General features: G+C 67.5%; 22 protein-coding genes and 1 pseudogene. 9 read left to right on the top strand and 14 right to left on the bottom strand.

What is annotated here, in order from left to right; genetic code table 11:
- Positions 1 to 73: 73 nt before the first annotated feature.
- The 4 genes from LC193_RS15715 to LC193_RS15700 form a co-directional block, all read right to left on the bottom strand.
- Positions 74 to 742, bottom strand: a complete 669-nt coding sequence (locus LC193_RS15715; protein WP_226074861.1) for a DUF2637 domain-containing protein — start codon at positions 740 to 742, stop codon at positions 74 to 76.
- A gap of 39 nt (positions 743 to 781) precedes the next feature.
- A complete protein-coding gene (locus tag LC193_RS15710) occupies positions 782 to 2,098 on the bottom strand; it encodes an FtsK/SpoIIIE domain-containing protein (protein ID WP_318842163.1) in 1,317 nt (438 codons plus the stop codon).
- A gap of 62 nt (positions 2,099 to 2,160) precedes the next feature.
- Positions 2,161 to 2,370 (bottom strand): hypothetical protein, encoded by a 210-nt coding sequence (locus LC193_RS15705; RefSeq protein ID WP_226074858.1) that lies wholly within the window; start codon positions 2,368 to 2,370, stop codon positions 2,161 to 2,163.
- The gene (locus LC193_RS15700; RefSeq protein WP_404819417.1) at positions 2,367 to 2,702 is read right to left on the bottom strand and encodes an SCO3933 family regulatory protein; all 336 of its coding nucleotides are present in this window, start codon (positions 2,700 to 2,702) and stop codon (positions 2,367 to 2,369) included. Before LC193_RS15700 ends, LC193_RS15705 begins: the two co-directional genes overlap by 4 nt.
- A gap of 158 nt (positions 2,703 to 2,860) precedes the next feature.
- On the opposite strand from LC193_RS15700, the gene LC193_RS15695 reads away from it, so the two are divergent.
- Positions 2,861 to 3,262, top strand: coding sequence for a GntR family transcriptional regulator (locus tag LC193_RS15695; protein ID WP_226074856.1), 402 nt, complete (start codon positions 2,861 to 2,863; stop codon positions 3,260 to 3,262).
- Here the strand turns inward: LC193_RS15695 and LC193_RS15690 are convergent.
- The 3 genes from LC193_RS15690 to LC193_RS15680 all read right to left on the bottom strand — a co-directional run bounded on the left by LC193_RS15690 (position 3,228) and on the right by LC193_RS15680 (position 5,164).
- Positions 3,228 to 3,389: a hypothetical protein gene (locus LC193_RS15690; protein WP_226074854.1), complete on the bottom strand. Its 162-nt coding sequence runs from the start codon at positions 3,387 to 3,389 to the stop codon at positions 3,228 to 3,230. The genes LC193_RS15695 and LC193_RS15690 overlap by 35 nt on opposite strands.
- Before the next feature lie 1,000 nt (positions 3,390 to 4,389).
- A complete protein-coding gene (locus LC193_RS15685) occupies positions 4,390 to 4,671 on the bottom strand; it encodes a DUF7848 domain-containing protein (RefSeq protein WP_226074852.1) in 282 nt (93 codons plus the stop codon).
- Positions 4,672 to 4,849: 178 nt separating this feature from the next.
- Positions 4,850 to 5,164: a hypothetical protein gene (locus tag LC193_RS15680; protein ID WP_226074850.1), complete on the bottom strand. Its 315-nt coding sequence runs from the start codon at positions 5,162 to 5,164 to the stop codon at positions 4,850 to 4,852.
- Between the two features lie 211 nt (positions 5,165 to 5,375).
- On the opposite strand from LC193_RS15680, the gene LC193_RS15675 reads away from it, so the two are divergent.
- Positions 5,376 to 6,092, top strand: a complete 717-nt coding sequence (locus LC193_RS15675) for an XRE family transcriptional regulator (RefSeq protein ID WP_226078660.1) — start codon at positions 5,376 to 5,378, stop codon at positions 6,090 to 6,092.
- A gap of 2 nt (positions 6,093 to 6,094) precedes the next feature.
- A complete protein-coding gene (locus LC193_RS15670) occupies positions 6,095 to 6,565 on the top strand; it encodes an NUDIX hydrolase (RefSeq protein ID WP_226074848.1) in 471 nt (156 codons plus the stop codon).
- 72 nt (positions 6,566 to 6,637) lie between these two features.
- Here LC193_RS15670 and LC193_RS15665 read toward each other — a convergent pair whose 3' ends face one another.
- Together LC193_RS15665 and LC193_RS15660 are read right to left on the bottom strand one after the other, a co-directional pair.
- Positions 6,638 to 7,435: a DUF6414 family protein gene (locus tag LC193_RS15665; protein ID WP_226074847.1), complete on the bottom strand. Its 798-nt coding sequence runs from the start codon at positions 7,433 to 7,435 to the stop codon at positions 6,638 to 6,640.
- Between the two features lie 38 nt (positions 7,436 to 7,473).
- Positions 7,474 to 8,103: a hypothetical protein gene (locus LC193_RS15660; protein ID WP_226074846.1), complete on the bottom strand. Its 630-nt coding sequence runs from the start codon at positions 8,101 to 8,103 to the stop codon at positions 7,474 to 7,476.
- A 524-nt stretch (positions 8,104 to 8,627) separates the two neighbouring features.
- On the opposite strand from LC193_RS15660, the gene LC193_RS15655 reads away from it, so the two are divergent.
- On the top strand, positions 8,628 to 9,359 hold the full coding sequence (locus tag LC193_RS15655) for a hypothetical protein (protein ID WP_226074845.1): 732 nt from the start codon (positions 8,628 to 8,630) through the stop codon (positions 9,357 to 9,359).
- A 52-nt stretch (positions 9,360 to 9,411) separates the two neighbouring features.
- Here LC193_RS15655 and LC193_RS15650 read toward each other — a convergent pair whose 3' ends face one another.
- The gene (locus LC193_RS15650) at positions 9,412 to 10,182 is read right to left on the bottom strand and encodes a transposase (protein ID WP_226073171.1); all 771 of its coding nucleotides are present in this window, start codon (positions 10,180 to 10,182) and stop codon (positions 9,412 to 9,414) included.
- Between the two features lie 118 nt (positions 10,183 to 10,300).
- Positions 10,301 to 10,573: pseudogene (locus LC193_RS29190) on the bottom strand (tyrosine-type recombinase/integrase); the annotation flags it as partial.
- Positions 10,574 to 11,141: 568 nt separating this feature from the next.
- On the opposite strand from LC193_RS29190, the gene LC193_RS15640 reads away from it, so the two are divergent.
- Entirely contained in the window at positions 11,142 to 12,548 is a 1,407-nt protein-coding gene (locus LC193_RS15640) for a restriction system modified-DNA reader domain-containing protein (protein ID WP_226074844.1), read from the top strand.
- Between the two features lie 173 nt (positions 12,549 to 12,721).
- Here the strand turns inward: LC193_RS15640 and LC193_RS15635 are convergent, their stop codons facing one another.
- Positions 12,722 to 13,330, bottom strand: coding sequence for a TetR/AcrR family transcriptional regulator (locus tag LC193_RS15635; RefSeq protein ID WP_226074842.1), 609 nt, complete (start codon positions 13,328 to 13,330; stop codon positions 12,722 to 12,724).
- 190 nt (positions 13,331 to 13,520) lie between these two features.
- Between LC193_RS15635 and LC193_RS15630 the strand changes: the two genes are divergently transcribed.
- Together LC193_RS15630 and LC193_RS15625 are read left to right on the top strand one after the other, a co-directional pair.
- A complete protein-coding gene (locus LC193_RS15630; protein WP_226074841.1) occupies positions 13,521 to 14,636 on the top strand; it encodes an FAD-dependent monooxygenase in 1,116 nt (371 codons plus the stop codon).
- Positions 14,637 to 14,733: 97 nt separating this feature from the next.
- Positions 14,734 to 16,275: an MFS transporter gene (locus LC193_RS15625; protein WP_226074840.1), complete on the top strand. Its 1,542-nt coding sequence runs from the start codon at positions 14,734 to 14,736 to the stop codon at positions 16,273 to 16,275.
- Positions 16,276 to 16,549: 274 nt separating this feature from the next.
- Here LC193_RS15625 and LC193_RS15620 read toward each other — a convergent pair whose 3' ends face one another.
- Complete coding sequence (locus LC193_RS15620; RefSeq protein ID WP_226074839.1) at positions 16,550 to 17,029, bottom strand: MarR family winged helix-turn-helix transcriptional regulator; 480 nt, start codon at positions 17,027 to 17,029, stop codon at positions 16,550 to 16,552.
- A 572-nt stretch (positions 17,030 to 17,601) separates the two neighbouring features.
- On the opposite strand from LC193_RS15620, the gene LC193_RS15615 reads away from it, so the two are divergent.
- Positions 17,602 to 19,044 (top strand): MFS transporter, encoded by a 1,443-nt coding sequence (locus LC193_RS15615; protein WP_226074838.1) that lies wholly within the window; start codon positions 17,602 to 17,604, stop codon positions 19,042 to 19,044.
- Between the two features lie 67 nt (positions 19,045 to 19,111).
- Positions 19,112 to 19,723, top strand: coding sequence for an NAD(P)H:quinone oxidoreductase (gene wrbA / locus LC193_RS15610; RefSeq protein WP_226074837.1), 612 nt, complete (start codon positions 19,112 to 19,114; stop codon positions 19,721 to 19,723).
- 313 nt (positions 19,724 to 20,036) lie between these two features.
- On the opposite strand, the gene LC193_RS15605 is transcribed toward wrbA, so the two are convergent.
- Positions 20,037 to 20,516 carry an RICIN domain-containing protein gene (locus tag LC193_RS15605; protein ID WP_226074836.1) on the bottom strand — a complete coding sequence of 160 codons (480 nt, stop codon included), beginning with the start codon at positions 20,514 to 20,516 and terminating at the stop codon, positions 20,037 to 20,039.
- Between the last annotated feature and the right edge of the window lie 110 nt (positions 20,517 to 20,626).

Here is a 20,626-nt window from a genome sequence, read left to right as displayed (position 1 = left end):
AGGCAACAGACGTTCCGGGCCGGGGCTTTGGCGTTCGAGTGCTTGGGTCCGAGCGGACGGGTCGGCCGGCGGCTCAGGCGGAGAGCCGGGCGTGCGCGGCGAGGGCGACGGGCAGGGCGACGCCCAGTCGTGCGGCGAGTTGCGCGGGGGTGATCGGTTCGCCGTGTTCGGCCCGGTGGGTCTCGGCTATGCGGCGGGCCGCCGCCAGCAGCGGGCCCGGCACGGCCGGAGACTGGGGAACGGGTGGCGGCTCGTTGACCGGAACGTCGGGCATGGCGGGCGAGGCCGGGTCCGGTTCGAGGGCCGGTCGCGGCGCCGGGCCCGGTTCCGGAACGGCTTCCGTTGCGGTGTGGAAGTGGCGAAGGAGTTGCGGGCCGACCTGTCCCCATCCGAGCAGGAGGATCGGGGCGACCGCGTCCAGTGCGGCGCGGCCGTAGTGCCCGGTCAGGACGGGTTCAGCGACGTTGAGCGCCAGGGTCAGCAGCCCGGACAAGTGCATGAGCCGGGTAGCCCCCTTCAGTTCGGAGGCCGGCACACCGCGCAGGGACAATGCGCGCAGGCCGACCAGGAGCCCGAGGACCGACAGGTCCACCATGGGGGCGATCAGCGGGGCAATCGGTCGGGGCACGCCAAGGCGAAGCGCCAGTGCCCAGACATTCCCGAAGGAGAACACGAACGCCAGAGCGGCGATCAGGGCCATGACCACGGTGACGACGCGTTGTGTCATCCGGTCGTGTGCCATGAGGGTTTCACCTCCTTCCTGTCGTCGAGGCGGTCAGGTTCAGGCGGCTTCCGCGCCGTGGCCCGCTGTCCCGGTCAGCAGGGCGGAGGGGTTGCGTGTGAGGTGCGCGGTCTCAGCGGCGATCCGGGCCGCGTGGGCGTCGTCCACGTACGGCGTGCGGACCCGGGTGAAACCCTCGCGCCCCTGCACCGTCATGACGGCCACGCCCACATAGGTGGGGTCCTGCAAGGCGACCGGGCTGGCGTCCGGCCAGTTGCGGATGTCCTCACCGAGGGCGGCCACGGCTGCCTCGATGGTCTTCTGTGCGAAGCTCAGCCCGACCGGGCACACGTCGCGGATGAACGTGGGAATCGCGTCCCCGGTCGCCTTCTGCGTGGCCAGGATGACGAGGATGCCCACGGCCCGGCCCTTCTTCACCAGGTCTTCGACGAGCCGGGCGTTCTCCGCCGCGAGCGCGGCGAGCTTCTTCGTCGCCGGGTCGCTGCCCTTGTGCTCGCGGAAGAAGGTGTGCGCTTCGTCGATGATCAGCACGACCAACGGCCAGGACGCCCGCGGACCGCAGTGCCACATGTTCCGCACACCCAGCGCCGAGCGGATAGCCGCCGCACGCGCCCGCCGCAGCTCCACCATGCGACTGAACAGCTCGTTGCCCGCCGCCAGGTCGTCACCGACGAAGGAGAACAGCCGGTCGGCCACGTCCGCGTAATCGCCTTCCGCCGCCGTTGACGCCTTGCCGTCCGCCACCGCGAACTGCACCGCAGGCGAGGGCGCCAGGTCGCAGATCAGCTTGTTGATCAGCGAGGTCTTACCGAAGCCAGGCAGACCGGCCACGGTCACCCCGGGCACTTCGGCCAGGCTCACCACCACCTCGGAGGCGTACTCGTCCAGCCCCAGGGCCCACCGGCTGACCACCTCCGGCACCTCCCCGGAGGGAACATGCTCGGTCGAAGCGGCCAGCGGATCATGCCGCACCCCGCGAATGCGGACCGTTCCGGGCCCGTCCGGCAGCACCGACACCCGGGCGCACCGCCACGCGTCCGCCAAGTAGGGCGCCGCTTTCTGGTAGTCCGCCAGACCGACCCGGGGCAGCGTCTGGGCCCGCACCTCCACGCCGAACCGGTCGGCCCGGACGCGGATCTTCGGCACCACAACGCGCGGCTCAGGCCGCTTGCCATGCCCGCCGTTGACGCCCGCGCCCACCTGCGCCAGCACAGTCGGCGTCCGGTCCGTCACCGTCAAGCCCTGCATCCGCGCAAGGCGACGCCATCCCGAGCGGACGCGCACCGCCTGCCGCATGCTCGCCCGCAGCAAGCGATCCGCACGCACGTAGCGCACCACCCACACCAGCAGCCACACGACCAGGACGGCGAGGACCGCCCCGGCAACCGCCGGGGCCAGTCCCGCGATCTCCACCGGGGTCATATCTCGGCCCTTCCGGGAGTCGGCCCGTACAGGAACCGGAACAGCGACAACTGAAGTTCCACCAGGTCGCCACCGCTGGTCACTGGCGGGTAGCCGTGCCGTTCGATCACGCGGCACACGTCGAACAGCAAGCCGACCGTGAAACGCGGATCGGCGTCACCGTCCAGCGGCGGGACCGGGTAGACGCGTTCGGAAGCGGCGCTCACTTGACCGGCTCCACGGATTCCGCGCGGTACGCGATCCCGTCGCTGAGCTGACCGTTGAAGATCCGCGCCCACGGAAGCGCGACCAGCCCCACCGGACGAACCGGCGCACCCTGCGCCAGCCCGTCCGACAGGCCCGACTCAGGAACCGTGATTTTCAGAACGTCCGCCCGCCCGGCCAGCATCTCGACGACACCGACCGTGTACAGCGTCTCCCCCGTCTCACGATGAGTCGCGATCTCCCCCGTCTGCGGGTCCTTCACCTTCGGAGCCGCCGGAGTCACCAGCAGGAACGAGGACTGAGTGATGTCCTTCTGGATCGGATGCATGGCCATGAATGAACTCCCTGGCTTCAGAGGCCGCACGGTGCGGCAGATCCAGTTGTACATGGATCGCTCTAGAGCGGTCAAGGGCGATCTGGATCGACCTAGCCATGGGAGCCTGCGTTCGCGCCCACTGTCGGCACGCTCTAGAGCGGACTAACCTGGGCTGCATGGCCTTGCCGTCCAACGATCCGCGCCCGCCCTACCAGCTGGCTGCCGACAAGCTGCGCGAAGAGATCACGTCCGGGCGGCTCAAGCCCGGTGACCGCCTACCGTCGTCACGCGATCTGAGGGAAACCCTGGGCATCGCCAACGCGACGGTTCACAGTGCGCTTCGAGTCCTGCGGGACGAGGGGCTGATCTACTCCGTAGCAGGGCGCGGAAGCTACGTGTCCGACCCGCAGCCCTCCCCCGGCGGAGCCGAAGCCACGCCACCGGAGGAGGACAGGGTCAGCAGTGCACAGTTCCGTCAGCTGAAACAGCGGTTGGACGAGCTGGAGGAACGCCTAGACCGCGTTCTGGCTCTCGTCGAGAGTGTCAACGAGGATCACCCTCGCGAGACGAAGGGGTAGTCAGGGCCGCGTCCAGCCGCTGTTCCAACCGCTCCATCTTCGCCGCGAGGCTGGCCATCCGCTCAGCGATGACCCGCGCTTCCTCCGCGTTGATGCCGGCCACTATCCCGCTCACGTCGTCAGTCATCCTCGTTCCTCCCGCACTCGGCGCTGAGCCACGCCATCACGCGAATCCCGACTTGGTGCCGCCGGGAATGCCTGATGACGCGTGAACCAGCACACCCCTTCATCGCCCCATAGAAGTGTCAAAAACCACGAGTGTGTGACCGACCATCTTTGTGACGCACGTCACTCCTCACCGACCTTCTGAGGCTGCCTTCACCCCTTCCAAGGAGTTCGAGCGGTGCGTCTGTGACCGGGCGCCCCGAGTTTCTTCCGACGAGTCCGGGCACCGTGCCGGACGAGCATCGCCCCAACTCACCAGCGCGCGACACCGCCACGTCAGCGCGGCCGTTGCCCATGCTCGCCCCCACGCTGTTCAAAGTTTCTCTACTGGATCAAGGCGGCCCGCACAGCGGGCCGCGCGGCGCGGCGCCCCGGCCGCCGCCCGCTCCTGTCTGCCGCCCCGCTCAGCGCCGACCGTGGCGCTCGCGCCGCCCGCCTCGAACCGCCGTCCAGCCCGAGCCACTCGCACACGGCACCGCCGACTCATCCGCGCGCGCAGGGGGGTTCGCACTTCCTGGTTGCTCGCGCTTCGCGTGCGGCACCGTCCGTCGGCACCCCCCGGTGGACAGCAACAGCGCCGCGTCGCGATCCCTACCGCGGACCGTGACGAGAAAGATGGAGAAGCGCGGTACCGGCCGGCGGCACTACAGGCAGCCACGCGCACCTGCGTGCGCAGCGAACGGGATCGTCGTGGCGGACGTTCGTCGGTCGGGGCATCGTCTGAGATTGTGGGGGCCACGGGCTCGTTCGGCGCCTGCTGAACCACGGCGTGCATCGCTGGACTTACTCGCATCCTGGGGTTTTCACACCTCCCTGTTCCAGGGGCGGCGGATCGCAGGACACGACCGCAGCCCCGATACCATCGGTACCGGGGTTCTGCGGAATCCCGACCGGACCACCTCGGTAGCTGCCCAGGCCAAGGGGTGGTCCGGCCTTCTTCGTTCTCTGTCTGTCAGGGCCGTCTATGTGGCGGAGTCGCCGCCTTCCAGCTCGTAGAGCGGGTTCCCCGGTGCCGGGAACACGTGCCAGAACCATTGCGTAGTCAGGCGGAATTGGCGGTGCGTGATGTTCCGTCCCGTGTGCTGTAGCGCCCACATCTCCACGGGTTGCGGCTCGTTGTCGACCATCTCCGACTCGGCGCCGCAGGTGACGCATTCGACGCGGAAGATCGCACGCGGCGATCCCTCGGCCGTCTCCTCCGCCAGGGTCCATTCCGCCGCCTTGATGACGGCTCGCGGACTCATCGCGACACCTCCGCCGTGTGGGGCACAGGCTTGAGACGTGGGCGCTTCGCCTCCCATTCGCGACCGCCACCCACCGGGCGCAACCACACCCGCTCGCCATGCAGATCCATGACGCGCCCCACTCCTCCGCACGAGGTGTCGAGCACGACCGCGCCTACGGTGACAGGCGTTACCCGGGTCACGAGGCGACCTCGATGCCGTGAATCCGGTGAGCGCCCACGTCGATGCCATGCGAGGCGAACCAAAGCGCTTGCCGCCGTTCCCGACGCAACCGCCGCTCGCGCTGTTCCTCGGCAGCCACCAGGTACGGCCGGACCAGTGCGGTCCGCTCCACGTGCTCATGCGACGCGGCCCCCGGAACGGCCGGGAGCACGACCGTCGGGCGATCCGTCTTGTCGCCCACAGCGTCGTTTTCGGTCGCCCTGTGTCGTCCAGGCGGCGGAAACAGCCAAGTCAGCAAAGGATCGAGAATCCAGGCGATACAGTGCGGCACGTCGGCGCTCCTTCTCAGCGTTGGCCACTCCCCGGGCCGTCCACCACGGCCGCGGGGGCTTTACGTTGCGTGATCATCGCGCTGGCCAACGGGACGTCGGAACAACCGCGTTACCCCACTTCGGGACGTCCTGCATGATGGGTAACGTCCCTAGTGCCGTCCCGACGTGTGGGGAGAGACTGTGCCGCCGAACGAGAGACTGCGAGCTGTCATGACGGCCGGAGGCTGGACGTACGCCACCCTCGCGCACAAGGTCGACGTGGACCCCAAGTCCGTCGAGCGTTGGGTGAACCTGGGTCGTACGCCGCGCCGGACGACGGCCACCACGGCAGCGGAGATCCTGGGAGAAGACGTGCACGCACTATGGCCGGCGCTTCGCCAGTCCCGCCCCGCCCGCGCGGTCAGCCCGGAGCTGGTCGCCCTCCACGAGAAGCGCGCCGATGTCCCCACCTCGGCGTTCGTGGACCTGCTCACCCAGGCCGGCGAACGAATCGACGTCCTGGTCTACGCCGCCGTGTTCCTCCACGAGGCGTATCCGCGCTTCAACGACCTGCTCCGCGAACGAGCTGCCGAAGGCTGCGCCATCCGTATCGCCATCGGGGACGCCGACAGCACGAACGTCCAGCAGCGCGGCCAGGAGGAGCGGTTCGGGCACGGCATCGAGTCCCGTTGCCGCTTGGCCCTCATGCACTACCGCCCACTGATCGGCACCCCGGGTATCGACGTCCGCACACACGAAACCACGCTCTACAACTCGATCTACCGCGCGGATGACCAGATGCTCGTCAACGCCCACGTCTGGGGCGTGAACGCTTACGGTGCCCCTGTCTGGCACCTCCGCCGCAACGACGGCAGCGGCATGTTCGACACGTACGCCCAGAGCTTCGACGCCGTCTGGGAAACCGCAACCCCCGCCGAGGACAACTGACCATGGCACGCACCGAGTACTACGACGACCCCAACGCCCCCGAGCCCAACAGCATGGTCGTCGCCGCCTCCGCAGTCGTCACCAACGACGAAGGCCACATCCTCCTGCAACGCCGACGCGACAACGACCTGTGGGCCCTCCCCGGCGGAGCGATGGAGATGAACGAATCCCTGCCCCAAGCCGCCATCCGCGAGGTCAAGGAAGAAACCGGGCTCGACATCGAGATCACGGGCCTGGTCGGCACCTACACCGACCCCCGCCACATCATCGCCTACACAGACGGCGAAATCCGCCGCCAATTCAATATCTGCTTCCGCGCCCACATCACCGGCGGCCAACTGGAAATCTCCGACGAATCCACGGAGCTTCGCTTTGTCGCTGTAAGCGAACTAGACAACCTTCCCATGCATCACACACAGCTCCTCCGTCTGAAACACGCTTTGCTGCGACAGGAACAGCCCCACTTGGGATGATAAGCTCAAATAATCTTCTAAAACGGTAGGCGCAGACAGCAACACCCGCCCGCTCCCTCAAAGAGGAAACGCTCATCGATAGATGGCAAGGATGTCTAGAGTAAGCGCAGGGCCAGCAAGTACCGCATCATCATTTTCATTATTTTTGACAGACGACTTGACTACCTTACGCCTCTGCTGACGACTCATTAGCGAGGCACCAGGAAGAGCCAAAAGCGAGTGCCTCTCATCCTTCTTCCATTTCCTGGCGACCTTCCCCAGAATGAACACCTCCCCCTCCAGTGAATCCCTGACAAATTCCTTATTGAGCTTACCCGTGACCTTCGGCGCGTCATCATCTTGATAGCCGACAACCACCATATCGGACTTCACGACTTTGGTGAAATCGCGAAATGCCGCAGTTTCCTCTTGCTTCGGAAGCCCGTCCACGTCCCCTCCAAAAATCGAGGCCATAGGCCGCATAGCATCCAACATATCAACCATACTACTGAACTGCTCTGGCTGGCTCATCAACTGGACTAGGGGCGGAACCTCGATCTCGAAGTGCCCGTGAATTAGATCCATTACCTTCAGCTTCTCGAAGACATCGGCAATGGAATCAATGTCGTAGTACTGCCAGCGCTGACTATCTTCCGTCAGCGCTTTGACGAATCTGATGAAGCGCTGGCTGCTCGTCTCGCGGATCATCCTCTCTTCCTCTTCGGTCCCACTCCCCTTATCAATCTCCCCAAGACCCGGCGGAACAGCAGGTTCGCTGTGCAACCGTCTACGCTTGGTCTCATCCGAGATTCCCTCTTCAACTACCGAGAGGTACTCACCGAGTGACTTTTCATCAAGATACAGAAAGCGCGGAAGGGATGGAATCGGCATTTTCACTCCTTAAGCCGGAATACACAAAAGGCAGCTTCTCAGTCAGCCCGAGCTGCGGATTGCGCCATCTTCTTCAGACGCTCGAACTCCGCTCGACCCTGTTGAATCTTGGCCACATCGACCACCGCAATCGTATTGCTGTAGCCGACATAATTTGCCGGAGACCAGATGTTGCCCATCAACAACGGAAACTTCAGGACGCCGACCCATCGACTTCTATGCCCCATTTTACATTCGATGATCACGTCTTGAGCTTCGGGTTCGGGAAGCGTCAACGGAAACGCGGCGCCGAATTCCACGAAAATCTGCTGAGCAGTCCTGCCGTTGACGGCAAAAACACTAGGCAGATGAACTTCATCACCTTTTACCACCCGCAGCTTCTCGCGTGTCGCATGCCAGGGCAGCGAAACGCCAGACCTTAGAAAGACCAAGCGCATATCTTGGACGATGATGGGCTTCGGCCCCGAATTGAATACCACCAAAGGTAGCAAGATCGATATCCGCTCCTCCGTGATAGTGGCCGCGAAACTATGAGGCGCGTAGGCATAAAGCCTTCCCTGTCTCGCGTTGAGCCACCAAAAAGACAACACCGTGAAGACAAGTGCGCACGCCGCCACGACCGCGGCGGCGGGGAGAGAAGCATTCTGCCCCGTTGCTGCTGTGAGCATATTGTCAAGTATGCCAGCTCGCCCACCTCTCGTGGCGCGTTTCCGATCTCCCCCGTTCGCCCCACTTGCCCTGTTACGCCACTTAACGCCCCCGGAGAACGTGCTGAACGCCAACAAGGTCAGATCTTGCGGTTCGTGCCAGTAGCGTGCCAGAACCGGTAGACAACCGCGGTCAATGAAGGATGCGAAGGCAAGGAGTCAGCGCAGTTGCATGGGAGCGTTCGCGCAGGTCAGGCCCATCGAGAGCCGGTTAGACGCGGTGATTCCCAAGCTCAGAGCGCGAGTTCGATTCTCGTCGCCCGCTCCAAGCATTAAGACCCAGGTCAGAGGCAGTCTCTCCGACCCGGGCCTTCGTGTTGTCCAGACCGATTTACGTGCCGCGTGCCCGTTGCGTGCCCGATCCCATAGTTGGGCCCTCGCGTCTGCCGCCCGGCGCGCTAGCCGACCGCTCACTAGAGCCGCCCCGAACCCTTCGGACAGCATCACTAGGATACTGTGATCACCAAGTCACGGAGGGCGAGAAGTTGAAAAACCTGATAGGTGTACCGATCCTCGCGGTCCTGACGGTACTCATCAGCGGGTGCGCATCAGAGGAAGCCACAGACGACCCCGGCTCGGCGCCCAGCGCTTCCGGCGAGACATCCGGCGAGGGCGATTCGCCTGCCAGCCCGAACGTGCCGACAGCCGAAGGGCTGGCTCCAGATTCCGGTGAACGCTATGACGGTGTGGAGATTCCCTCGCTAGATGGCCTCGCCTGTGCCGAAGATGACGACAATGGGTTCCGATTCGGCAGTGACATGGATCTAAGCCGCATTTACGGCACTGACGCCCTCGTGGCTCGCCAGGATCAGAACGGTGACGAGTGGGCCCAGTTCGCCTGTTACGGTACGTCGCCCATCGTCGTCAACGTAGAGGGAATCGAGGCGACAGCCCCGCACTTCGTGACGAGCACCAGCCTCTTCGAGGATGTGGCCGACCCATCGGCAGTCCTTACCCAGATCGTGACGGAGACAGTGGACCTGAGCGGCAGCTACGATCGCGCCTGGCAGGGAGAGCCCCAGGACCTGAGCACAGGCGATCTCGCCATCCAGTGTCAGAGCAGCCTGGCACTCTCCGTCCACATGGCGACGTGTTTCTGGGCCAACTACGGCGCCGCAGGTCTCGTGGACTTCTTCCCTCCAACAGGGGCGCCCCTTCCTGCGGAAGAAGCGGCTTCCCAGACTCAGGCGTTCGTCACCGCGGCTCTCTCGCTCTAAGGTCTGTCCCGTAAATGATCTTCGACGTGTTGGTGGTCTGCTGGTTTCTGCGTCACCCAGCGAGGACGAGGTTGTACAGGCGGGCGATGCCGAGCATGGCGTGGTGGACGCCGTCACCTTTCAGTCGGCAGTCGCGAAGGATCTTCCAGCCCTTCATCCGCGCGAAGACGTGCTCTACACGAGCACGGACCTTCCGGTGGGAGGCGTTGTGTTCCTCCTTCCAGTCCGGGAGCTCGGTCTGGCCTGCTTCGCGGCGGTGCGGGATGACCAGGCCGGTACCCCGGTAGCCGCCGTCCGCGATGACCGTGGCTTTGCCGACGGCGTCCTTCGCGCCGGACAGCTCCCACGCCTTGCAGTCGTTGCGGTTGCCTGCGACCGGTCGGCCGACGGCGACGACGAGCCGGGTGTCGGCGTCGATGACGACCTGGTGGCTGGTGGAGTACCGGTAGTTCTTCGATTGCTCGGCGACGGTGTGGTCGCGGGTGGGAACGAGAGTGCCGTCCACGATCAGCACGGTGTCCTTGCGGAACCGCTTGCGCTGCTGGAGGGCGAGCGCGGGTCCGAGGTGGTCAATGATGCGGTCGGCCGCCGACTTGGACACCCCGAACAGCGGGGCCAGTTGGCGCAGGGTGAGGTTGGTCCGCCAGTAGGCGGCGACCAGGAGCACGCGGTCCTCCAGGGGCAGGCTCCAAGGCCGGCCCTTGCGCACCGGATCCGCACCTTCCCGCCGGAGCGCGGTGATCAGCCTGCCGAACTGGCGCGGGCTCAGCCCGGTGAACGGGGCTATCCAGGAGGGCTCCGACGCCGTGATCACACCAGACACGGCAAGATCATCTCACCCGCGCCCAGCAGTTACGGGACAGACCTTAGCTAGCCATTCTCTGGATGTTGGGGGAGGCCCAGGCCGACCGGCTTTCTCGGTCTGGGCCTCCCCGACGGCGCTACAGCAACCGAGGCCTGCCTTGTCCGACAGCCGTAGGCTCTTCGCCGGGCTCCTTCCTTGCAGCCTCCCGCAAGCCGCGCACCCGCGCATCGATACCGGCGGCGACTTCCTTCTGGCGTTCGCGATCTGAGTGCTGGTAGACCATGGCCGCCTTCTCGGATGACTGGCCCGCGCGGACCATCGTGTCCTTGAGCGTGGCGCCGCTCTGCGTAGAGAGGGTGTGCCCGGTGTGCCGCAGGTCGTAGAAACGGAAGTCGTCCGGCATGCCGACCCTGGGCCCGCCGCCGGGTGGTCAGTTCAGGAGCGGCCCGCCGCACCCACACGCCCACCGCCCGCCAGGTCCGCACCCGGGGCGCGGTGATCCCGTCCAGGTCGAGCCCGCCGAGGCGCGGCAGGATGTGCAGCCGCAGGAGCCGCCGGTACAGCTCCTCGGACGTCGCTGCGGCACGTCCGGCAGAGGGACGCCGCGACCGGCGCGCGCCCCTCGGAGCGGTCAGTCCCGGTGGGCAGCGAGTACCCGTCGTGGGTCAGGTCGGCGACCCGAAAGGTCTCCGGCGGCCCAGTGGTGCCAGGCTCGGAGAGCCACTCCGGTTCCGTTCCCCGCTCCATCGGTCGAGATTCGGTCCTGTACAGGATTCCGGTGCGGGCTGCTGTGCCGTCGGGGCCGTTCTGTGATCACCTATGCCTAGGAGAAGCGTTGCCGACGCACGGCGCTGCGAGTGCTACCGAATCCGCCTCTTGCCGACCGCTCGTACGGCAAGATGAGAACGCACGCCCCGCAATCCAAGTGCGGTGGAGGATGCGGGATTGTTTTCGACTGATGAGAGCAGGGAGAGCGGATGGGGCGGGAATCCTACCTTGTCGAAGGGCGACGGGTGACCGTGAGCGATCTCATGGAGTCTGGACGTCTGGACCCGGGCGCGCTACTGACCTTCAGCCGACCAAGGGTAGGCGAAATCCATCTCGCGGAGGTCAAGGCTGACGGCCGAATTCAGCTTCAGGATGGGCGGGCTTACCGGTCTCCTTCACGTGCGGCTTCGGCTGCTGTGGGCAGGGGGTCGTTCGATGGTTGGCACGCTTGGACTCTCGACGACGGCCGGACACTGGATGAAGTCAGGCAGGAGTTTCTTGATGAGGTCGCTGCGGTTGTTTCTGCGCCGACGAGTGCGGCAGCCACTGACGTCGACCTGTCATTGCCCACCAAGCGTCATGAACGCTTGAAGGAAGCTCGCCGGAAGGCAGACAGCGGCGAACCCGCCGCTCTTACAGTACGTGACCTCACTGGCTGGTGGGGTGCCCAACGACGGGGATACGTGGTCACCAAGCAGATCTACGCGGATCTGGACAACCACGGCCTCACCACGGCTCCCGATTTCGATAAGGTGCATTTCGACGCTGTGGTGCGCCTGATCACCGCCGCTCGCGGAGGCGAGGAGATCTCAGGCGGAGACTCAGCCGCAGACGAAAAGATGACGCACTCCGATGACGCCGCGGCAGACGACGAGGAAGAGGACGAAGAAGAAACTTCCGTCGGTCTCACCGTGGGGAACCTCCCCTCCGCCCTCGCCGGCATCGTTTCTGTCTCCCCTAACGCCACGTTCGAACAGGCGATCACGCTGATGACCATAAACGACTACTCGCAACTTCCGGTCATCAACGGGCGCAGTCTCAAAGGAGCGGTCACCTGGCAATCCATTGCTCACGCACGTCACGCCAACCCCGAAGCCAGCTTCTCAGATGCCGTCATCAGAGCAAGCGATGTCCCCTATGACCACGACTTGGTGGACATTCTCCCTGTCCTCACCGACAGAGATTTTGTACTCGTCCGCGACCAGACACAGGACATCGCCGGAATCGTCACCGTCAGCGACGTCGCGGCAGCCTACGGGTCCATGGCCAGCCCATTTCTTCTGGTCGGAGAGCTCGACCAACGACTGCGCCGAATCATCGCCCAGACTTTCGACATCGGCGAAGTGGTCGAGATTTGCGACGCACAGGGAAGAAGAAAAATCTCCTCGTTCGACGCATTGACCATGGGGGATTACCAGAGGATTTTGGAACATCCTCCGTGTTGGCAAAAGCTCGGGTTGCCATTGGACAGGAAGATCTTCACTGGACGCCTGGCCGAGATTCGCGAGATCAGGAATGACGTCATGCACTTCAACCCGGACCCTCTTCCGGAGGACGCGGTGCAAAAGATCAGGAACATGATCCGCTCACTGCGCCGGTACGAAGCCCGGAAGTGACGGCCCGTACCACGCGCCTGGTGGGGCACATGTCGGTAGTCGCGCGGGCGGTAGGTCCCGACCTTCTCGCGGCGGCGGCGCCACGGGCTTCCTCGGCGGGCGACGTGCCGCCGGACCGGCTCCCGGACCGCACTGCCGGAGCCTGGCCCGGCTCGGCCGGGGCGTGAGGGGTCTCAGGCGGGTGGTGTCGTGGCGCGGATGCCGGCGAGTACCACGCCGACGATGCGCTCCGCGTCGGCGCGGGTGAAGGGGCGCACGCCGCGGTTGACGATGAGGTGCACGGGTCCCGAGATCATCTCACCGAGGAACGAGCTGTCGACCGGGGGCAGTTCGCCCCGGTGGACCGCGGCGTCCACGCGCCGCCGCATGGCGGCCACGCGCTGGTCGAGGATCCTGCCCAGCGCCGCCTGGACGGCGGGACTCTGGCGGGCGGGCTGGAGGGCCTGTTCGAGCGTCCGGCCGAACGGCGTTTCCAGACCGCCGGCGAGCGCGAGCAGGAAGTCCGCCAGGTCGCGGTGGATGTCGCCGGTGTCGGCGATCGAGGCGAGGTCCTCGGCGTAGCGCAACAGGGCCTCGACCACCAGTTCCTCGCGGTCCGGCCAGTTGCGGTAGACGCTGGTCTTGTGCACGCCGGCGAACTCGGCGACCTCCTCGTAGCGGAAGCCCGCGATGCCGTCGCGCGCCACGAGTTCGACGGTCGCGGCGAGGATCTGCGCCCTCACCCGCGCGGTGCGGCCACCGGGGCGCCGTGCGGGCGGCCGGTCAGGAGTCCCGTTGGCCATCGCCCCGCTCGCCTCCTGTTCTCGGCCGGGTGCCGATTGTCGCCAACTGCGTCGTTGCGGTGCAAGCCGGTGGTCAGTAGGCTCGCTTAAAGCGACAGACTGTTTCTTTAAGCGGCCGGGCGCCACGCCCCGGCCTGCCCGGGCGCCGTTCCGCTCGCCCATCCACCTCAGCGACATCGGGAGCGCACACGTGAACGTCCTCGTCTCCGGAGCAGGGATCGCCGGGCTCGCCTGCGCGCGTGAACTCGGCACTCGCGGCCACGACGTCACCGTGGTCGAGTACGCCCGCCACCTCCGGCTCGCGGGCACACCCATCGACATCCGCGGCGACGCCGTCGAAGCCGCGGACAGGATGGGGCTGCTCGCGAGGATCCAGCGGAAACGCATCCGCATGTCCGAACTGGCCCACTTCGTCGACAGCGCGGGCGAGCCGGTCGCCCGGCTCCCGTTGGCCGAGGTCAACGACTCCGACGACGACATCGAACTCCTGCGCGCCGACCTCGTGCGCATCCTCGCGGACGCGCTCCCCCGCACCGCGGCGATCCGCTTCGGCGACTCGGTCGAGGCACTGACCGACGGCGCCGGCGGCGTCGATGTGCGTTTCGCCTCTGGCCGCGCCGAACGGTACGACCTGGTGGTCGGTGCCGACGGCCTGCACTCCGCGGTGCGCGGGCTGGTGTTCGGACCCGAGAGGCACTGGGTGCGGCACCTCGGCGTTCACTTCGCCCTCGCCGACCTGCCCGGCGAGGCCCGGTCCGCGGGCGCCAACGCGATCTACAACGTGCCCGGCCGGATGGCGGGCATCTTCCGGTACGCGGGCAGGGCCGTCGCGGTCTTCCAGTTCCGCTCGGGACCGATCGCGTACGACCACCACGACCTGGACGCACAGAAGAAAATCCTCGTCGACGCCTTCGCGGGCCACCGGTCATGGCGGATACCCGAGTTGCTCGACGCGGCCCGCGCCGACCCCGGGTTCTTCCTCACGCCCGCGAGCCAGATCCACCTGCCCTCCTGGCACCGCGGCCGGGTCGTCCTCGTCGGCGACGCCGGGTACAGCCCGGCCTACCTGTCCGGCCGCGGCACCTCGCTCGCGCTCACCGGCGCCCGTTTCCTCGCCGAGGAGCTCGAACGGTGCGGCGACGACCACACCGCCGCGTTCGCGCGGTACGAGACCAGGCAGCGGCCCTACGCGACTGCCGCCCAGAACCGTGCCCATGCCGGCCGCGACCGCATCGTGCCGGCCACCTGGGACGCCATCGCCGCGCGCGACAACGCGCTGCGGGCGGCCGAAACGCGCGCGCGTTGAATCCGGGGCTCACGGGCGATGCCCGACGGCCCTGTGCTCCGCACGCGGCGTTCCCGTTCGCCGGCCCTCATTCCCAACGCGCTGGAGAGAACGCACAGTGACATACACGCTGGAAAAGCCCGCTCCCGGTGCCCAGGAAAACCGCTGGGGCAAACAGCTCGTCCTCTGGGCGGCCGTTCTCACCCTCGCCAACGTCCTGGCCGACATGGCCATGGGCTCGCCCATGATGGTCCTGCCCCAGTTGCTGGAGCAATTCGACACCGATCAGGCCGCATGGCTGAACGCGAGCGCGATGCTGGCCGGGGCCATCTGGTCGCCGTTGCTCGCGCGGGGTTCCGATCTTTTCGGCAAACGCCGGGTACTCGTCGGCACCCTGTTTCTCGCCTGTGCGGGAGCGCTGGTCTGCTTCGCCGCCCCCAACGTCTGGATATTCCTGCTGGGGCGCTTTCTCCAAGGCGCGGCATTCGCGGCGGTCTTCATCACGGTGACCCTCGCCCGCCAGATCTGCGCCCCCCGGGTGGCCATGGCCCTGATCGGGCTCGTCACGTCCGGGGCCTCCGTTGTCGGCATCATCGAGCCGTTCGTGATGCAGCCGGTCATCGATGTGTTCGGCCACCGGAGTGTGTTCCTCACGGCGGCGCTGCTCGCCGCGGTTGCCGCGCTCTGCGTTCGCTTCCTCATCCCGGAGTCGCCGATCCGCGGCACCGGGCGGATCGACGTGGGCGGGGCGCTCCTGCTCGGTGGCGGCCTGGCCGCGTTACTCGCCTACGTCAGTCTCGGGAGCGACCTCGGGTGGCTGTCCCGGGGCATGATCGCGCTGCTGGTGGCCGGTGTCGCCGCGTTGGCCGGCTGGGCGTCGCACGCGCTGCGGACCGACGATCCCGTCATCGACCTCCGGGCGCTCAGCCGCCCGGTCCTGCTGACGCTGCTGGCCCTGGTGCTGGCCGCGGGCTCGTTCCGGAGCATGCTCCAACTGACAAGCATCGTCGCCCAGGTGCCGCCCGGCCTGGGTCTCGGCTACGGGCTGGGGGACGGGGAGGCGGTCGCGGTGCTGCTCGCGGTGCCCAACGCCGGCATCGTCGTCGGCGGCACGTGCGCCGGATGGCTCGCGGGGCGGTTCGGTCCCGCGCCGCCTCTGCTGGGCGGCATCGCCGTCGGCGCGGGGTCGGCCTTCGCGATGCTGGCCGGCGTATCGGCACTGCCGTTGGCGGTCGTCTGCGGCGCCACGGGCGGCATGGCCGCCGGCGCGATCGGCGCCTGCGGCTACATCCTGGCGACCGGCGCCGAAGCACCGGAACGGCAGGGCGCGACCGCGGGTCTGGTGTCCGTCGTGCTCGCTCTCGGCTCGGTCGTCTTCACCTTCGCCGGAGGCGAGGTGCTCAAGGCGACCCAAGTTCCGGGGATCTACGCCGACGGTGCCCCGGTGAGCACGGCGGCCGGCGTGCACCTCTACGCGGTCCTGGCGGGAGTGCTCTTCATCCTGGCCGCGCTGCCCGCGTTCCTGCTGGCACGCGCCCGGAGCGGGGGCGGACCTTCGCCGCTGCCTCCCCTCCCCCGTCCGTCCGGGCCGCCGGCCCCTCGCGGGACCGGGGATGCCCCTATGGACGTCAAGCCGCAGGAACGAGGTCGGTTGGGGTGATTCGTTCGGTTGGTGGCCAGGTGGGCGAACGTCCTCTCCGAGCACATGCGTTCGGGCTTGTCGCCGCTGAGGCCAGCAGGGCGGGGGCGGCCTGCTTGACCAGCGGGCCGATCTCGGCGTCGAGTCGGCGATCTCCGCGTCCATGGCCTGGTGGCGGGGCACCACAACGTCGCCGGGCCGCGGACCGTCGGTCTCCCGCGGACGTTGTGTGCCTGGGTGGTCCGGTCGTCGGATCGCGCAGCCGCGTCCCAGCCAATGGACCGCGGCTGGTCGATCACCCCATGTTCTCGTCGCGCGTATGGCGAGTCGTCGACAGGTTGCGGTGGAACTGCTCCAGCACCTTGCTCATTTGTTCCGCGTCGCGCGTCGAAATACCTCTCACCATGGCTTCTTCCGCTCGCGTCCACACGGCTTCCACAGCGGCGCGGAGTCCCTGGCCGCGGTCGGTGAGCGTGACGCGCGTGACGCGCCGGTCGTGCGGGTCCTTGGCCCGTGTGATGAGTCCGGTCGCTTCGAGCCGCTGCACCGTCTTCACCACGGTGGGCAGTTCGACGCCGAGCCGCGTGGCCAGTTCGCTCTGGGAAAGCCCGTCCTGGTTCCACAGCTCAGCCAGCATGAGTTCCTGCCCCGGGTGCAGGCCCAGATCGGCCAGCCCTCTGGAAACCAGCACGCGGTGTTCGCGGGCCACCCGGACGAGGGCTGTTGCCAGGGAGCCGCTGATGGGTGAGGTACTCGCCGGCTGCGTAGGCTGCATGTGCGCTGTTTCTCCCGAGTGCTGAGGCCGAGAGCGGAATCGTACGGTGCCCGGGCCGGACCTCCGCAGGGGTGGCCGACCGGGCATGCCGCGGCACTCGGGAAATCACCCCCCTTTGCGGTTGTCTCCGCAGGGGATGCGACGTTCTCTTCGGGGTCTTGCCGTGGGAACGCCTCGAAGAACGGTACGATCTCCGCCTCGGAAATGCCGTCGTGCACGGCCGGATCGGCACGGACGATCTCGCGGGCTTCCTTGCCGTCGGCGCACCCCGTGTCGGCGGCCACCGGCACGCCTCGCGCGGAGCCGACCGGCGTTCTCACGGGCCCAGCCGAAGACGACGAGGACATGGCGGAACGAAGGTCCGTCGACGGCTTCCGGCCCGCCACACGCCGCCCACCTGCGCACACACCGGGTTTCCCAGTCGGCCTGGCGAAAAAGTTAGCCGGCTAATATGCTGCGGACTCATGAGTGCTGAGATGCCTCGCAAGCCCAACCCTCCAGGCCCCCCGGGGCCTCCGGGGCCTCCGCCGGGCGGCAAAGATCCGTTGATCGCGGGCTCCGGATGGTTCGCCGTGGTCGCCACGGGCCTCGCGATCTTCATGACGACGTTCGACATGACCGCCGTAGCCATCGCTCTCCCGGACCTGAACCGCGAACTGTCCATGTCGCCGCACGAAGGCGAGTGGCTGATCCTCGCCTATGCGGGCGCCATGGTGGCTCTCGGCCTGCCGGCCGGTCGCTACGTGGACACCTCCGACATCCGCGGGTGCTTCACCGTGGGCGCCCTCGGCTTCGCCGCGGCCAGCGCGTTGGCCGGTTTCGCGGTCAACCTGCCCCAGCTGATGGGCGCTCGCCTGCTGCAAGGCGCCTTCGGAGCCCTGGTGGCCGCCGCGGCCCCGGTCATCGCGGCCCGTTCGGTACCACCGGAACAACGCGGACGAGCGCTGAGCATCATCGGCGTTCTGGGACCGCTCGGCGCGGTGAGCGGCCCTGCTTTGGGCGGTCCTCTGGTGGACCAATGGGGTTGGCAGTCCGTGTTCTTCGTCGTGGTGCCGTTCAGCCTGGCGGCCGTAGCGGTGGGCATGCGGCATCTCGCGCCGCTGGCGCCGATGCGTGCCCCCACACTGGGACTGGCCGCGGAGGGCGCGATGGCCGCCGCGGGCACGCTGAGTGTGCTGGCATGTCTGACCTTGTTCGCCGACCCGGACCCGGCCTATCCGCTGATCGCCGGCCTGGCCGTTGCGGCTGTGCTGAGCTTCTTCGCGTGGCGCCGCACAGCCGGCTTCACCGCGGTCCGCGACTCACTGGGCCAGCCGATGGTCGCGGCCTGCGTGCTGTCCCTGACGCTGACCACGGTCGCCAGTGGCACGCTGTACTACCTGCCGCCGTTCGCGCTGGGCGAGTTCCGCGACTGGTCCACCTCAACGGTCGGCCTGCTGCTGCTGTTCCAGCCGCTGGCGATGGGCGCGATCGGGCCCGTCTCGGGCTGGCTGGTGGACAAGTGGAAGCCGCGGGCCACCGCGGCCATCGGTCTGACCTCCATGACCATCGGCGCGGTCCTGCTGATGCTGGCCATCGAGGACTGGCCGACCGCCGCGATCGTGGCTGCTCTGCTGCTGTGCGGTCTTGGTCTTGGCCTGTTCGCGGGGCCGAACCAGACCCTGTTGATGATGTCCGCACCACCCCGACTCCGCGGCACGTCAGCCGCTTTGTCCGGCACCGGACGGCAGCTCGGCCTGGCGCTCGGGCCGGCCCTGGCCACGATCATCTGGCAGGCAGGCGCCCGTGGCGGAAGTGACGACTCGGGCGCGGGCATGGTGCTGGCCTTCATCGTGGCGCCGCTCGCGGTGGCCTGCGCCCTCGGCGCGTTCCTCTCCATGACACGCGACGCCGGCCCCCTGCCGACCCGGCCGCCAGGGCCGCCGCCGGGTGCTCCTGCCCAGGCGGAGACGCCGGTCGGCGCGGGCAACCCGCCCGCGGCCCCGGGCGGGGCCCCGGGGGAACCGCACCGCTGACCCGCGGACGGCGGCACCCGCACTTTCTCTTCCTCCCACCAGACGAAACTGAATCGGAGTCGCCTTCATGAGCAAGATCGCCGTAGTTGTGCACAGCCTCGCCGGTTCCACCACGACTCTCGCCGCGGCGGTGGCCGAGGGCGCCGCCAAGGAGTCGGACAACGACGTGCGGCTCGTTCGCGTCGCCGACGTCCGCGGCGACGAGGAGATCGCCGCCGACCAGTGGATCGGCAAGCTGTTCAGCGAGCGCGTCGTTCACCACCCCGTGGCCACCAACGAGGACCTGACCTGGGCAGACGCCATCATTCTGGGCAGCGGCACCCGCTTCGGGGGCATGTCGGCCGCCATGCGCAAGTTCCTTGAGGGCGCCGCACCGCTGTGGATGTCGGGTGCGTTGCAGGGCAAGGTCGGCGCGGCCTTCGCCGCGGCCTCCACTCCGCACGGCGGCATGGAGCAGACGGTGCAGGACCTGCTCACCTCGATGATGCACTTCGGCATGCTGCTGGTCTCGCCCGGCTACGCGGACCAGGTCCAGTACAAGGCGTCGAGCCCGTACGGAGCGGTCGCGCAGGCCGGCGGGCCCTCCGGCCTCATGCCGACCGAGGACGACCTGGAGGCGGCACGATTCCTCGGCCGGCTCGTCGCCACGACCGCGGGCCGCCTCGCCCCCGCGTCCTGACCCGACCGGCGCCGCCGGCGGAGCCGCCCCGAGGGGCATCCCATGGGCTCGGCTCCTCCGAGCCCGCCCGGAAGCCCGGCAGTCGCAGGCGTGGATGGCTGTGATCCCCTCAGTGCGCTTGGTGTCGTTGCCGACGGCGGGGGTGAGGAGTCCGGCGAACTGCCGACGAGACGGGCGAGCGCGGTCGTCTCCGGGAGCGCCGCACGCGCGGCCGCGCTGCCCGCGTTCCTGCTGGTACGCGTCCGGCGCGGGGGCGGGCCTTCGCCGTCCCTCCCCCGTCCGGCCGGGCCGCCGGCCCCTCGCGGGACCGGGGTCAGTAGGTCAGGCTGATCTGCTGCCCCTGGATGGTCCAGTGCTGGCGGGGCCCGGAGGAATTGCACCCCTCCACGAAGACCATGCGGGTCCTGCCGTAATCAGTGGCCAGGCACATTCCGGGATTCAAGGACTGGTAGATCGTCGTTCCGTTGACGGTCCAGTTCTGACCCGGCCTGGAGTCGCACGGCTGAACCGAGACGATGCGAGTGGTCCCGAAATCAGTGCTCAGACACATACCGGGATTCAGCGACTGGTAGATCCTCGAACCGCTGACAGTCCACTGCTGGCCCGGCCTGGAGTCGCACTCCTGCACCGAAACGATCCGGGTGGTACCGAAATCAGTGCTCAGGCACATGACCCCGACGGCTGCCGAGACGTCGTCGGCGGCCGGATGGGCCGCCTGGGCGGCCGACGGCAGCGCGAAGGACGGGAGGGCGAGAAGGGCGAGCACAAGGAGCTTACGGATCACGTGAGCCACGAGAGGGAACCCTTCATGATCGGTTTATCCACGTCGACCGGCACGCGATTGCTCGTCCTGGCCGAGGGAGCCGTGTGAGGACGGCTCAGGAAGGTTCCCCCCGTTTTCCA

It is taken from the genome of Streptomyces marincola, assembly GCF_020410765.1.
Classification (GTDB): domain Bacteria; phylum Actinomycetota; class Actinomycetes; order Streptomycetales; family Streptomycetaceae; genus Streptomyces; species Streptomyces marincola.
This window is presented reverse-complemented; position numbering and strand designations above follow the sequence as displayed.

Coding starts and splice junctions, on each gene's coding strand:
- LC193_RS15715 (WP_226074861.1), bottom strand. CDS start 742: ATGGCACACGACCGGATGACACAACGCGTCGTCACCGTGGTCATGGCC.
- LC193_RS15700 (WP_404819417.1), bottom strand. CDS start 2,702: ATGGCCATGCATCCGATCCAGAAGGACATCACTCAGTCCTCGTTCCTG.
- LC193_RS15695 (WP_226074856.1), top strand. CDS start 2,861: ATGGCCTTGCCGTCCAACGATCCGCGCCCGCCCTACCAGCTGGCTGCC.
- LC193_RS15690 (WP_226074854.1), bottom strand. CDS start 3,389: ATGACTGACGACGTGAGCGGGATAGTGGCCGGCATCAACGCGGAGGAA.
- LC193_RS15685 (WP_226074852.1), bottom strand. CDS start 4,671: ATGAGTCCGCGAGCCGTCATCAAGGCGGCGGAATGGACCCTGGCGGAG.
- LC193_RS15675 (WP_226078660.1), top strand. CDS start 5,376: ATGACGGCCGGAGGCTGGACGTACGCCACCCTCGCGCACAAGGTCGAC.
- LC193_RS15670 (WP_226074848.1), top strand. CDS start 6,095: ATGGCACGCACCGAGTACTACGACGACCCCAACGCCCCCGAGCCCAAC.
- LC193_RS15665 (WP_226074847.1), bottom strand. CDS start 7,435: ATGCCGATTCCATCCCTTCCGCGCTTTCTGTATCTTGATGAAAAGTCA.
- LC193_RS15660 (WP_226074846.1), bottom strand. CDS start 8,103: ATGCTCACAGCAGCAACGGGGCAGAATGCTTCTCTCCCCGCCGCCGCG.
- LC193_RS15640 (WP_226074844.1), top strand. CDS start 11,142: ATGGGGCGGGAATCCTACCTTGTCGAAGGGCGACGGGTGACCGTGAGC.
- LC193_RS15635 (WP_226074842.1), bottom strand. CDS start 13,330: ATGGCCAACGGGACTCCTGACCGGCCGCCCGCACGGCGCCCCGGTGGC.
- LC193_RS15620 (WP_226074839.1), bottom strand. CDS start 17,029: ATGCAGCCTACGCAGCCGGCGAGTACCTCACCCATCAGCGGCTCCCTG.
- wrbA (WP_226074837.1), top strand. CDS start 19,112: ATGAGCAAGATCGCCGTAGTTGTGCACAGCCTCGCCGGTTCCACCACG.